Source organism: Idiomarina sp. PL1-037, assembly GCF_034422975.1.
In the GTDB taxonomy this organism is placed as follows: Bacteria; Pseudomonadota; Gammaproteobacteria; order Enterobacterales; family Alteromonadaceae; genus Idiomarina.
On sequence record NZ_CP139873.1, the window covers coordinates 2,559,001 to 2,572,842 of the forward strand.

A 13,842-nucleotide genomic window follows, 5' to 3' on the forward strand; every position below is an offset into this window, starting at 1 on the left:
ATCGGATCTAATAGTGAATGATCATAAACTCACAATTTTCAGGTAATACTTTATTACTGCTTTTAGTGACAACTATTTTGTCTGCAGATTTCATTCCCGCATAGGTTTCTACAGACACTTTAGAAAGCCTCAGTGTTACGGGGCCGTCCAGACTCTCGAAGTTAGCATGAATGGTGTCAGGTAATATGGACTGATAGCTTCCTTTGTACGAGGTTATTTCTTCTCTTTCTACGTCAATATGTACCCGTTTATTATTCTTAAATTCAAGAATCATACGCTGGTTATTACAGGTTTGATGATTGCCGCGAAGAACCTGTGGAAGCTTTAATCCAGGCGCATTACCCCGAACATAGAGTCCAACGTTACGCCCTTTATAATAGTGCTTCTGCTGATAAAATTTTTGATAAGCTACAGGTTCAAAGTTTTGTTGCTGAATAACTTGCTCGAGTTTGGCGAAAAACTCACTATTTTCATTAGCCGGATTTGTCGCCACAACCACATCCGGAAACTCTTCCGGAACAGTCACGCCTGAAGTTGCTTTGACTTTGAACCCATTTTCAGACAATGCAGAAATTAATTCCTGACGCTCTTTCTGTGGCAACTGCTCTGTTGTGAGAAAGACGGTGGGTGAACTGCAACTAACTAATAAAAAAAGCACCGCTATTATATTAATTGCTTTCATTTTAACATCCCTGTACCAAAAGTATGCTTTAACTCTCACAATCTGTTACATATTAGTCAACAAATAATTAAAGATTACCCTCAACAAGAAGGGTAGTCCCCGTTATTATATTGTGGTCATTTTTTAAGGGATATTCTTATGAAAAAGTTATTACTCGCAAGTGCTATTAGTTCTGCTCTTATAGCCGCAGGCTGCAGTCAGCCAGTTACCGAAACCAGCACCTCACAAAACGCCGTTGCCGGCGAAGTCATTAAAAGCCCAAACGATGAGCGCCAGTATCGCGTCGTGACTTTGGACAATAATATTGAAATTATGTTGGTTTCTGATCCGAATACAGATAAGTCGGCTGCCGCTTTAAGTGTTGGCGTTGGTTTACTGCAGGACCCGGAAGCTCAACAGGGGCTGGCACATTATCTGGAGCACATGTTGTTTCTGGGAACCGAAAAGTATCCCGATACCAACGAATACAGCGAGTTTATGAGTAATAACGGTGGTAGTCAGAATGCCTCGACCTGGCTGGATGTCACCAACTACATGTTTAAAATTAATAACAGCGCCTATGATGAAGCTTTAGACCGATTTTCTGACTTCTTTAAAGCGCCCAAACTATACCCTGAGTATGCAGACAAAGAGCGCAATGCAGTGAACGCAGAGTGGTCAATGCGCCGTGAAATGGACTTTTTTGGGCAGTTTAAATTAGGCCGCTTATTGTTGGGTGAACACCCTTCCAACCGTTTCCTTATTGGCAACCTCGACAGCCTGAGTGACAAAGAGAACAGCGAGCTGCATAAAGAAACCGTCGATTTTTACAACCGTTTCTACTCTGCCAACATTATGAAAGTTGCCATGATAAGCAACCGCTCGTTAGAAGAGATGGAAACCTTAGCTCGCAAACACTTTGCCAGCATTGAAGACGACGGTATTGAAGAGCCTGAAGTCGCGGCTCAAATTAACTTCGACGACGTTGGCAAGAAGCGTATTCACTACGTGCCAAATGAAGACGTTAAGCAGCTAAAACTGGAATTCATTATTGATGATAACCAGGAGCAGTTTGCGGTTAAACCCAACCGTTATGTCAGTTACTTGCTTGGTTCAGAAATGCCAGGAACGCCAGCACAACAACTAAAAGACGCAGGCCTTATTGCTAGCTTAAATGCATCGGCACAACCCACTTTTTACGGGAACTACGGTGTTCTGGCCATTGATGTTGAGCTAACTAATGCCGGCATGAAACAGCGTGAAGAGATTGTCGCGCTTATTATGCAGTACATCGATAAAGTTCGCGCTGAGGGCGTTGATGAAAGTTACTTTAAAGAAATAAAAACTAGCCTGAATAACCGTTTTCGCTTCTTAGAAAAAAGCGATGAGTTCAGCTACGTTTCTTCTCTGGCTGAAACAATGCAGAATTTCCCTGCCGAATATGCTATCAGCGCCCCCTATGAGTACCGTGAATTTGATCCTGAAGCCATCCGCTCGGTACTGTCACAACTAACACCGGAAAGATTGCGTGTTTGGTATATTAGTCAGGACGAACCGCACGACAGCGAGCTTGATTTCTATGAAGGCAAATACAAGGTTGTTGACATACCGCAAGAAGAAATCGCGAGCTGGGATAACGAACCGAAAATGGCCATTAACCTGCCGAAAGTGAATACCCTGTTGCCAGAGAGTTTTGCCATTAAGCAGAACGACGCTTTTGATAAACCCAAAGTAGTTATCGAAGAGAAAGGCATGCAGGTCTGGCAATATCCAAGTCAGTTATACAGCGACCAGCCGCGCGGTGTGTTTTATATTCAAATAAACAACGACGCACCTATTAAAAGTATAAAAGCGGACGTTTTAACTGCTTTATGGCGCGATTTATACAATATGAATGTTAGCGCTCTGGACACCGAGGCGAATATTGCGGGTATGAACCTGAACCTTAATGATGGCACCGGCCTGTCACTAACGGTGTCCGGCTTTACCGATAAGCAGCCTCAGTTGCTTGAACGAGCTATCGATAATTTGAGCTTCAACGTAGAAAAGCAAGCCTTTAAACAGGCTGTTGATCGCTATATCAGAGAACTGCAGAACAAAGGCCAGCAATTTCCTATTTACCAAAGTTTTGACGCCTACGGGCAGTTGATTCGTGAGGGAGGCTTTAATCAAACGGACTTAATTGAAACAGCTAAAGAATTAACTCCGGCAGACTTGTCTGACTTTATGAATACCTTACTCGGTAATAATGCGATACGCGTATTTGCCTTTGGTAATTATGACCGAGGTGATCTGGAGGAGTCGGTTAAAAACATTCAGGCCAGTTTACCCGAAGACCGTAAGGTTACTGACTTTAAAATGGCTAAATTCTGGAAGCCTGACACCGGAAAATCCATTGTATTACGTCGTGACCTGGACGTTGCTGACGTAGCGGTGGTCGATGCGCACATTCACCCTCAGCCAGGCTTTGCCGCGTTAGCGGCAGGAACGGTTCTGCAAAGTCACTTCCGTACCGTAGCCTTTGATACCCTGCGTACAGAAGAGCAACTGGCCTATGCTGTGGGCTCATTCGCACCGAGCCTGGATAATTACGCAGGTTTTGGTCTGTATATTCAGACGCCGGTTAAAAGCGTTGCCGATATGCAGGAACGCTTTGATAGCTTCAAAGAAGAATATTGGGAAGACTTACAGGCAATGACGCCAGAAGAGTTCAATCAAATCAAACAGAGTACCTTGATTACATTGAACGAAAAGCCTAAAAACTTAATGGAAGAGGTGTCTCCATTCCTGGCTGATTTGAGCTTGCAGCGCTTTGAATTCAACAGCAAAGAGCAGTTAATTGATGCCGTTGAGAACGTAAGCCTTGAGGACGCCAAAGCGTTTTACCAGCAAACCATGTTAAACCCGGACGCCGCGCGTATTTCGGTGCAACTGCGTGGTACCAAGTTTGCTGAACAACCCTACGCGGAATTGCCAAACCAGAAAGTTATTTCCGATTTGGCAGAGTTTCACCAAGAGATGGAAAAGCAGCAGTAACGCCTAGTATTGAGCAACCTCACTATTGAGGTTGCTCAAATTTCAACAATCAAACCACACCTTGTTCCAACATGGCATCGGCTACCTTGCGGAACCCGGCAATGTTTGCTCCAAGAACTAAGTTATTAGGGTGCCCGAACTCTTCGGCGGTACGTTTTGCATCTTGGTAAATGCTCAGCATAATATCCTTAAGCTTTTCATCCACTTCTTCAAAGTCCCAGCACAACATGCTGGCATTCTGAGCCATCTCTAACTGGCTCGTGGCAACACCGCCCGCGTTTGATGCTTTGCCCGGACCATAACCCACGCCACTTTCAATGAAAAGATCGACTGCAGCCTGGGTGGTAGGCATATTTGCACCTTCCACTATGTACTTACAACCGTTTTCCAGAAGCGTCTGCGCGTCTTTTTCCGTCAATTCATTTTGAGTCGCACAAGGAAAAGCAATATCGGCTTTGTATCGCCAAACGCTATGACCTTCGTCGGGGTAATCGTCTTTGGCCGTATATTCCGCATTATCGTGAGTTTCAAGATACTCTTTGAGTCGCCCGCCCTGTTCTTCTTTTATCCGTTTAACCAAATCTAAATCAATGCCCTGCTCGTGATAGATAGCTCCACTGGAGTCACTGCAACTAACAGGCGTGGCCCCTAGCTCATAAAGCTTTTCCATAGCATAAATAGCAACGTTACCTGAACCAGAAACCAAACAACGCTTTCCGTCCAGCGAGTCATCCTGGTCATCCATCATGCATTGCGCAAAATAGACAGCCCCATATCCTGTCGCCTCTTTTCTAACTTGCGAGCCACCCCATAATTTACTTTTGCCGGTTAAAACACCGTCAAAACGGTTGGCCAGGCGTTTATATTGACCAAACAGATAGCCAATTTCCCTTGAGCCCACACCGATATCTCCCGCAGGAACATCGGTATGAGGACCAATGTGGCGATACAGTTCACTCATAAACGACTGGCAGAAACGCATAATCTCCGCGTCCGACTTGCCTTTAGGATCGAAGTTGGCGCCACCTTTGCCACCGCCAATGGGTAAACCGGTCAGAGCATTCTTAAATATTTGCTCGAAACCAAGAAACTTAACAATACCGGCATTAACACTTGGGTGAAAACGCAGCCCGCCTTTATAAGGCCCCAAAGCCGAGTTAAACTCTATTCTGTAGCCTTTATTGACCTGAATTTTACCGTCATCGTCCATCCAGGGGACACGAAACATGATTTGTCGCTCAGGCTCAAGCAGCCGCTCAATAATAGAGTGCTCCCGATATTTAGGACGTTCTTCCAGTAAAGGTTCTATCGATTCAAGTACATCCTCTACCGCTTGATAGAACTCGACTTGCGCCGGACTGGTCTGCTTTAGCTTTTCGATGGTTTCTTTTATATAGCTCATTAACGTGCCCACGATTTAAAACAATATAACTATTAACGTATGTCGTTGGTTTTAGATCGCTTCTATTTCAGTACCGCTCTATTACGCCCAGCCTTTTTCGCAGAATAAAGGTTCTCATCTGCACGTTTCAAAATGCTATCCGCAGTATCATCAGGTTCCTTTAAAGTCGCACCTAAACTGATAGTGACTTTGACGGTTTTACTTTGCTCTTTTTTCCCTCGCGCTTCTTTGCCTTTTGTCTTACTCTCCGGCCGCGAAGGCTCTCTCAATTTAAGCGGGTAATTAGCAACCTGGCTACGAACGCTTTCCAGCGTACTTTTCAACTTTTCTTCATCGTTGTGGAAAAACACTAAGGTAAATTCCTCTCCGCCATAGCGGTAAGCCTTAAACCCCCCGTGTTCTTTTAAAATACGGCCTAACAGCCGAAGCACCTGATCACCAACCTCGTGCCCGTAGCGGTCATTAAACTTTTTGAAATAGTCAACGTCGAGCATACAAACGGCACTGCGTTTGCGTAAGTGTTGCAACTGACTCATCAACGCACGCCGTTGCGGCAACCCGGTTAGTTCATCAATGTAGGCCAGCTTCAACATTTGGTCGGCCAACGCCAGCAATAAGCCTGCGCTGGCTGCCAAAGCGGCCCAGGTGGAGGCTTGCTGGTACTGCACGGCCAACAAAAAGACCATAAGAGAAAGCCAGGCCGCCCAATGACTCCAGGCAAAAGCGGAGGCACTTTTATAAAGCAAGTAAGTTGCCCAGACTCCCCCCATGGCGACTGTCCAAATAAGTAGCCCAATAGCAAACGAACTTTGTTGCCAGTCAGGTAACGTCAAAATCTCCACGGGGCTCAATAACGCGAAAGCCTGAGCAACAGGCGCCAGCAATAGCGATAAAGGCAGTATTGCCAACGCAACAAATATCAGTATGCCTTTTCCAGTGAGTAGTACTGGTTTTTTCAGGAAGGTCAGGAGCAAGGCACTAATCGATAGCCACACAGGCAGGGCATCGTACAGTTGGGAAACGTCTTTTTGCGCCAGTGGTTGCTGTAAACCGAGCTGAACCGTTGCGTAAATACCACCAACCCAGGCGCACCAATAAAACCATTGCCATTGCCGAAAAAAAGCGGCAACCAAAAACACTGCCCCTAATGCGGCTGAGACCGTTCCGGGGACTGAAAACGAGACAGACGTCAATAACTCAGGAACAAACCAAACGACCACAGCCCAGATAATTGCCGGTAACGCCGCAAAAAAGGTCAAGTTCAACTCCCGGCTAATAAACGGTCTAAATGATCCGCAAAATTTTTGCGATCCACATTCGACAGCGGCGGTGGACCACCAGACTGGATACCACTACTGCGCATGGTGTCCATAAAATCTCTTATGTTCAGACGCTGGCGAATATTGTCGGGGGTGAAGAGCTCCCCCGGGGGCTTAATGCTTTAGCGCCTTTGTCTATCACTTCAGACGCCAGCGGAATATCACTGGTGATGATTAAGTCGCCTGCTTCACAGCGCCGGACTATTTCATGGTCCGCTACATCAAAACCGCTGCCTACCTGCACCATATGAATAAATTTAGATTTAGGTGTTTGAATGCGTTGATTAGCCACTAAGTAGAGGTGCAGCTGTTTACGCTGTGCCGCACGAAAAAGAATTTCCCGTATTGCCACAGGGCAGGCATCGGCATCAATAAATAAAATCATGCTTCGGCTTCCGGTTTAAAAACACAAACTCGATTTCTTCCGGTTTGCTTCCCTTTATATAAAGCTTTATCTGCTCGGCGGAGCAAAGTTTCTGCAGATTCATTTTCGAAGTAGGTACTGGTTACTCCCACCGTCACTGTTACCATAATCGATTCGCTTTCTGTTTTAGTTACCAATGCTTGTATTGCCGCTCGTAACGTCTCGGCTAACATCTGAGCATCGTCTTCCGGAGTATCGGGTAATATTATGGCAAACTCTTCGCCACCTATTCGGGCAAAAATATCGTTCATACGTAATCTGCTTTTTACTGTATTAACGACTGATATCAAAACATCATCTCCTGCTGAATGCCCGAAACTGTCGTTTACACGTTTAAAGTGGTCAAGGTCGAATGATATCAAGCTTAACGGTAGCTTATTACGCTGGCTTCGCTCAATTTCTTGCCTAAGACGCTCATCAAAATGCCGGCGGTTATAAGCTTCAGTTAAGGGGTCAGTTTTCGACTGCTTAAGCAGCTTATTCTCTAGTTCTTTTTCTTTAGTAATGTCTCTGACCGTACCAATAAGTGTTACTCCGTCTTTTTTTAACTCAGCCAACTCATGAACCCATATATATTTGCCTGAAGCGTGGCGCATTCTATGCTGCACATCATGAACACCTGTACTTTCTGCAGCCTTTTCGCTTGCTTCTAATAAAGCTAAGTCTTCCTCGGGAACCAGTTCCCTAAAACCATTTATGCTGGGTTTCGTCGTTTTTGGATCAAGCCCCAAAATTTCATAAACCATATCAGACCAATAAAGCTCTCCGGTTTCTTGATTTGCCTCCCAGTGACCCATGCGAGCAATTTTCTGTGCTCTATTCAAGTTAAAACGGCTTTCTTCAAGTTCTATTTCTAATCTCTTTCGTTCCGTTATATCGATAATCATTCCGGTCCAAAGCGTCGCACCATCTGGCAATAAAGAAGGTTCCGCATGACCAAAAACCCAACGCTCTGTTCCAGCAAGTTTTACTCTATATTCACAGACCCAGCGGGACATATAGCGTTTTGACTCATTAATGGTTCTGACAACGTGATCAAAGTCGTCTTCGTGAATGACTTCAAAAACCGGACTCGCGTCATCTTCCACGTCTTTTGGTCGAACACCATAAATAGACTCTATGCCTTTAGTCGCAAAGGGAAACCAGCTACTGCCATCGTTGTTCATTTGATACTGGTACACAACACCGGGTAAAAGGGCTGAAATCGTCTCAAATTTTTGTTGTAGCTGAACTATTGAAGTAATATCGATATGCGTACCAACAACCCACTCTGGCTTCCCCTCTCTAGTTCGCGTTATTAACTTTCCATAATCCCGAACCCAAACCCAGCGTCCGGATTTATGGCGCAGACGTACTTCACATTCATAGTAAGATCGCCTGCCATTAAAGTGCGCCTCCAGAATTCGATTCGACAATTCTGAATCTTCTCTGTTCGCAAGTGACAACCAAGTCGCCAAGGTCAATGGTTGAAGCTCCTCCAGCGTATACCCGAGCATGTCAGCCCAGCGCTCATTGCATTTCATTTCGCCGGTCTGAACATTCCACTCCCAGGAACCAGCCTGAGTCGCTTCTATCATTGCTCGCAGCTTTTGTGCTTCGCTCATAGCTTCGAATTGTGTGTGTTCGCTCATAATGTGTTCACTATAACTACTAGTTAGCCTGACCCTTAGGCCTCATGCCAATACCATATATCTAAACATTCTAAATTAGAAGAAGCTTGTTCTTCGTAAAACTCGAATAAGCACTATAATACTCAGTAACTAAATCGAGGAGGCTTTATATGACATTACGTATTGGCGATACCGCACCAAATTTTACCATCGATACCACACAGGGTTCGATAGATTTTCATGACTGGGCAAAAGGCTCGTGGGTATTTTTCTTTAGTCACCCGGCAGATTATACACCGGTATGCACCACAGAAATGGGCCGCACAGCACAGCTTGCCCCAGAGTTTGAAAAACGCAACGTGAAACCTTTAGGGTTATCGACCGATACCGTAGAAGCTCACAAAGGCTGGATTAATGATGTTAACGACACTCAGAGTACTGTACTTGAGTTCCCTATCGTTGCCGACAAAGATTTAGAAGTAGCGCAGCTTTACGACATGATCCATCCAAAGGAAAGTGCCACGGCTACAGTACGCTCTGTTTTTATTATCGATCCGAATCAAAAAGTTCGTTTAATAATGACTTATCCCATGACTGTAGGCCGTAATTTCAATGAGATTTTACGCGTTATTGATGCTCTGCAAACGACTGACCGTGACGAAGTGGCCTGCCCGGCTGACTGGCTGCCAGGAGACTCTGTCATTATTCGCCCGACGGTCAGCGATGAAGACGCAAAAGAGAAGTTTCCACAGGGCTGGAAAACCTTACGCCCGTATTTGCGGCTGACCGATATTAAATGAATCTACTATTCATTTTCAAAAGATTGCTGGCGTTCTGCCCATTGCAGCAGTTCGCCCAGCGGCTTCGGCTTACTGAATAAGAACCCCTGCATAAAGTGGCAGCCATGTTCTACTAAATAAGCACACTCTTCTTCCTTCTCTACACCTTCAGCCACAGTGTCAATGCCTATATCCGCGACCATATTCAAAATTCCGCAGGTAATAGCGGCGTTATGCGAGTTTTCATGAATATTTTCAATAAAGCTGCGATCAATTTTGAGCTTATTCACCGGCAGCATATTCAGATAACGCAAGCTTGCGAAGCCGCTGCCAAAATCATCAATAGCCACGTCTAGTCCCATATCTCGTAACTGTTGAAGTAAGTCAGCAATACGCTGTGTGTCGTTAACTAATACGTTTTCTGTTATTTCGACGGTGAGCTCGCCGGGTTTTATATCAAACTTCTCAAGTATCGCTTTCGTTTTACTGACAAAGTCTTCACGATAAAACTGGATAGGCGAAAAATTAACCGAAACAGATTTTATGCCGCACCGCTTCAGCTGTTGCAGGTCGTGACAAGCTTGTTTTAGAACCCATTCGCTTATTGGAATGATTTGCCCTGTGCGCTCAGAAACCGGAATAAAATCGGCAGGGGAAACATAGCCTTTAGTTGGATGTTGCCAGCGAATCAGTGCTTCAGCTCCGGCAACTTTACCTTTGTCGGTCATAATGGGTTGATAAAACAGTTCAAACTGCTCTTGCGCAAGCGCCTCCTGAATTTTGGTGCGCAACGCCACTTTGTAGCCCAAGTCTTCATCAAGGTTGGCTGAATACCAGTAAATCGAGTTCCCTCCGCGCTTTTTCGCTTCGTACATCGCTATGTCGGCCCGTTGGGTAAGCTCCATAGGATGTTTAAACTCAATATCATTTGCTGCTACACCAATTGCTGCAGACAATGAAACTTCAACTTCACCAATGCGAAAGGGCTGTTCAAGTACCGCTAAAACTTCAGCGCATAACGCATTCACTCGCTCAAACGCATTCATATTCTGAATAATGGCAACAAACTCATCACCACCAAAACGGCAAAGTAAGTTGGGTTCCAAAATTACCTGCTGCAGGCGTTGTGCCGTCTCAATTAAAACCTCGTCGCCAAGCTGGTGTCCCAGGCTATCATTTATAGGCTTGAAACCATCTAAATCAATAAAGATGACGAATATTGCCGTTTCGCTCTTAGTTTCCTGTAACTGCTGTAGTCGCTGCTCCATTGCGCTTCGGTTTACTAGGCGCGTTAAGCTGTCGTGAGAGCTAAGAAATTCTAAAGCCTCTTCACGCTGAATTCGTTCAGTAATGTCCTTAGCAATACCATGCACGCCATTTATCTGGCCATTGGTAATAATAGGAATATTGGTTATTGCTAAGTTATGAAGCTGCCCTGCCTGGTCTTTTGCTTTTATTTCGTAGGACTGTGGAATACCAGCTTTAGCTGCTTCAAAATGCTCTGATGTTCGTTTTCGATCACACTCAGATACTGCCAGTTCGTAATGTTTACCCAGCAGTTCCTCTTCTTTAAGCGATAAAAGCTCACAAACTGCGCGGTTGACACTCGTGAAATTACCATCTGAATCGAGCATAAATACAGCATCAGGGTTGTGAGTAAATAGTGAGCGTTGACTCTGCTCAAAACGAGCTTGCTTCCTTCTTTGCTCCTCCTGCTCAATAATAAGAGCCACCAGATCACGGTTGCGGACAATAACTTCCAGCTCAGGCCCCAGCGGGATCCTGGGTTCTGAAAAATAAACAGCGAAGGTTCCGATGACGTCACTATTAATAATAGAGAAAATAGGATGAGACCAGCACGCGACTAGACCTTGCTGGTCAATTAACGATCTAAATTTACTGAAACGTTCATCCTTTCTCATATCAGCAATGAGTACGGGTTCACCGAGCGATGCCGCTGTACCACAGGCACCAACACCGTCGGCTATAGCTAAGCCATCTAAGGCGCGATTATAGGATTTGGGTAGGGAAATCGAAGCAGCGGTTGATAAGGTTTGTCTTTTTTTATCGGCTACCATAATGGAACACATGGCACCATCAATTTGAGACTCAATAAGCTGGCAGATACCCTGCAAACGCTTTTCAATATCCCGATGCCGGGCTAAAGAATTAAACGCCTCATAATGCGACTGAATTAAATAATTTGTGCCTTGATATCTTTTTTCCGCTCTTTTACCGATCACTACGACAAAAACTGTCGCGGTAATCAGGATAAGGACTATACCTGTTGCCAGAAGGCTAAATTCTAATACGCTACCCTGCATTGATTCGCTGCATATTTATCGCTTGTTTTATTTAACCCGCTGCACTCGCATACGGCGATTTGAACCTTCACGACCAAAGAAAAATGAATTTAATGCGCCGCGTTCAATATAATATGTATCATCGTCATTCCAGGGAAAATAACCACCGCTATCGGTCTGTTTCCACATCTGGCCATTGCTAAGTTCAATACGCCACTTGTCATAAGGCCCCTGTTCTGTCGATGCAACTTCAACCTCAATTCGGTCAAGCTGGCCTTCCTCTTTTTCTTTATGCTCCATACCAAAAGTTCGCTCTAAAGAAGACTTACCACGGTGCCCCGCCTTGGACTTTTGTTTTTCAGCCTGCGTTTTTCCTCTGGCTTTTCCTTCTGCTTGCTTCGACTCACCCTGAGACTGCTTAGCAATATTGTCATAACATACCAGTCGTTCCAGCGAGTCTTCAATCCCTGCACAGTGCTGTAACGCTTTTTGTTGTGCATTAACACTGCCGGCTACCAACAATAAGGTTGCCCCTAGTAATGTTTTGTACATACATCGTTCCTGTTTTGTTTTATTTAATAACGTAATGTAAGAGTATCGCCTTTTTGCGTTAACTCAAATTCCTTCAACGCACTCATGCCCAAAAGTATGACATCGCCGTCCATTCCGGGAGTGATAGACGCCGCAACATTTGTTAGCTGAATTTCACCCAGTTCTAATCTGTCAATTTCTGTTCTATAAGTTATAACACGTCCGTTCGCTGTTTGAGACATACCTTGGCGGCCTTTACGCAAGCCCAGTTTTTTGGCCAAGTTTTCAGGAACAGCAACCAGTGTCGCTCCGGTATCTAGCAAAAAGGTCACAGGCTGACCATTCACTTTGCCCTGAGCCACATAGTGACCCATACGGTTTTGCTCCAGCACAACGGTGACCTGCCCGTTATCGACGTGGCTTTGCACCTGAGAGTTCGGATTAAACTGTTGCTGCAACTGATCTTCAAAAAACCAGACCAACATAACGAGGGCCAGCCCCCAGGCAATAAACATAAAAGGCTTGCCGAATGAAGTCGTACGCGCCAAGTTAATCTCCTTTAATCATCATAGGGCAAACTTTGCTTTTTTACCTGATCGGCTCGTTGCTGCCGCTGTTCAGTTACTTCTTCAACTGACCAGCCTTGCAAATTATTTTCAATCAGTTGGCTTAACGCATCAATATGCCCGCTCTCAGCATTCAGAGCTGAAATGTATTCGTACCGCTCGCCGCCACTTTCCATAAAGTATTCACGGTTTTCTTCACCAATTTCCTCTACGGTTTCTAAGCAGTCAGAAGAAAACCCCGGACAAAAAACCTGAACCGATTTTACTCCTTTACCGGGAAGCGCTTTCATCGTCATATCGGTGTAGGGCTGCAACCATTCTTCGCGGCCAAAACGTGACTGAAACGTCGTCAGGTACTCGTCCTTTCCAAGCCCCAATCGTTCTGCCAGTAAGCGCGATGTTTTGTAGCATTCGCAGTGGTAAGGGTCACCGTTTTTCAGGTAGCGCAATGGAATGCCGTGGTAAGAGAACAGCAACTTATCAGCGCGCCCATGAGCATCCCAGTGTCGTTCGATACGCTGCGCGGCTGCCTCAATAAAAGGTGAAAAATCGTGATAGTGGGTAATAAAACGAAGTTCAGGTAACCAGCGGCGTTTGGTAAAGTCTTTGGCCAGCGCATCAAAGGTTGAAGCCGTAGTCGATGCCGAATATTGCGGATACAAAGGCAATACCAACAGTTTTCGAACGCCTTTTTGCATCATTTTCTCAACGACATCGCCAAGAGCCGGGTTCCCGTAGCGCATGGCAAAATCCACCACAATGTTGTCACCCCAGGTTTGCTTCAGTTTTGCTTCAATAGCCGATGCCTGGTCTTGCGTATGAAATAACAAAGGTGAGCCGCGGTCAGTCCAGACGGTCTTATAAGCCTCGGCTGAGCGCTTAGGTCGAAAGCGCAAAATAACCCCGTTCAAAATTAAGAACCAAAGTAAGCGCGGCACTTCAACCACTCGAGGGTCGGATAAAAACTCTTTTAGATAAGGCTTGAGTGCTTTTTTTGTTGGGGCCTGGGGAGTTCCCAGATTAGTGACCAAGACACCAATTTTGTCCGCTTGACCATGAGAAAAGCCAGGGCTTCCTTGATATTTCATTTTAAGTTACCTTTTAATAACACGATTAAGTGCAAAATTTACGTAAGTTTTAACGGCTTTGATCCCTATTTGCAAAAAAATCACGCTTCACTCAACCGATGGATGCTATCGAAAACACTATGT

The 13,842-nt window shown here is 45.1% G+C and carries 10 protein-coding genes and 1 pseudogene; 2 read left to right on the forward strand and 9 right to left on the reverse strand.

Annotation, left to right across the window (positions count from 1 at the left end; translation table 11 throughout):
• Positions 1-7 precede the first annotated feature (7 nt).
• On the reverse strand, positions 8-682 hold the full coding sequence (locus U0358_RS12035; protein ID WP_322406420.1) for a hypothetical protein: 675 nt from the start codon (positions 680-682) through the stop codon (positions 8-10).
• A 138-nt stretch (positions 683-820) separates the two neighbouring features.
• On the opposite strand from U0358_RS12035, the gene U0358_RS12040 reads away from it, so the two are divergent.
• Positions 821-3,697 (forward strand): insulinase family protein, encoded by a 2,877-nt coding sequence (locus U0358_RS12040; RefSeq protein ID WP_322406421.1) that lies wholly within the window; start codon positions 821-823, stop codon positions 3,695-3,697.
• Between the two features lie 49 nt (positions 3,698-3,746).
• Here the strand turns inward: U0358_RS12040 and gdhA are convergent, their stop codons facing one another.
• The 4 genes and pseudogenes from gdhA to U0358_RS12060 all read right to left on the reverse strand — a co-directional run bounded on the left by gdhA (position 3,747) and on the right by U0358_RS12060 (position 8,473).
• Positions 3,747-5,099, reverse strand: a complete 1,353-nt coding sequence (gene gdhA / locus U0358_RS12045) for an NADP-specific glutamate dehydrogenase (RefSeq protein WP_317497593.1) — start codon at positions 5,097-5,099, stop codon at positions 3,747-3,749.
• Positions 5,100-5,161: 62 nt separating this feature from the next.
• Positions 5,162-6,358, reverse strand: coding sequence for a GGDEF domain-containing protein (locus U0358_RS12050; RefSeq protein ID WP_317497594.1), 1,197 nt, complete (start codon positions 6,356-6,358; stop codon positions 5,162-5,164).
• A 2-nt stretch (positions 6,359-6,360) separates the two neighbouring features.
• Positions 6,361-6,803: pseudogene (locus U0358_RS12055) on the reverse strand (YaiI/YqxD family protein).
• Complete coding sequence (locus U0358_RS12060) at positions 6,800-8,473, reverse strand: GGDEF domain-containing protein (RefSeq protein ID WP_322406422.1); 1,674 nt, start codon at positions 8,471-8,473, stop codon at positions 6,800-6,802. The pseudogene U0358_RS12055 and the gene U0358_RS12060 overlap by 4 nt, the downstream one beginning before the upstream one ends.
• A 149-nt stretch (positions 8,474-8,622) precedes the next feature.
• Here U0358_RS12060 and U0358_RS12065 point away from each other — a divergent pair, with 149 nt between their 5' ends.
• Positions 8,623-9,252, forward strand: coding sequence for a peroxiredoxin (locus tag U0358_RS12065; protein WP_322406423.1), 630 nt, complete (start codon positions 8,623-8,625; stop codon positions 9,250-9,252).
• Between the two features lie 5 nt (positions 9,253-9,257).
• On the opposite strand, the gene U0358_RS12070 is transcribed toward U0358_RS12065, so the two are convergent.
• From U0358_RS12070 to hemH, 4 genes are read right to left on the reverse strand one after another with little or no spacing between them, the layout of a single operon-like run.
• On the reverse strand, positions 9,258-11,555 hold the full coding sequence (locus tag U0358_RS12070) for an EAL domain-containing protein (RefSeq protein ID WP_322406424.1): 2,298 nt from the start codon (positions 11,553-11,555) through the stop codon (positions 9,258-9,260).
• Between the two features lie 27 nt (positions 11,556-11,582).
• Positions 11,583-12,086, reverse strand: a complete 504-nt coding sequence (locus U0358_RS12075; protein ID WP_322406425.1) for a hypothetical protein — start codon at positions 12,084-12,086, stop codon at positions 11,583-11,585.
• Positions 12,087-12,109: 23 nt separating this feature from the next.
• On the reverse strand, positions 12,110-12,613 hold the full coding sequence (locus tag U0358_RS12080) for a retropepsin-like aspartic protease family protein (RefSeq protein WP_317497600.1): 504 nt from the start codon (positions 12,611-12,613) through the stop codon (positions 12,110-12,112).
• An 11-nt stretch (positions 12,614-12,624) separates the two neighbouring features.
• Entirely contained in the window at positions 12,625-13,719 is a 1,095-nt protein-coding gene (hemH, locus tag U0358_RS12085; RefSeq protein ID WP_322406427.1) for a ferrochelatase, read from the reverse strand.
• Positions 13,720-13,842: the final 123 nt, after the last annotated feature.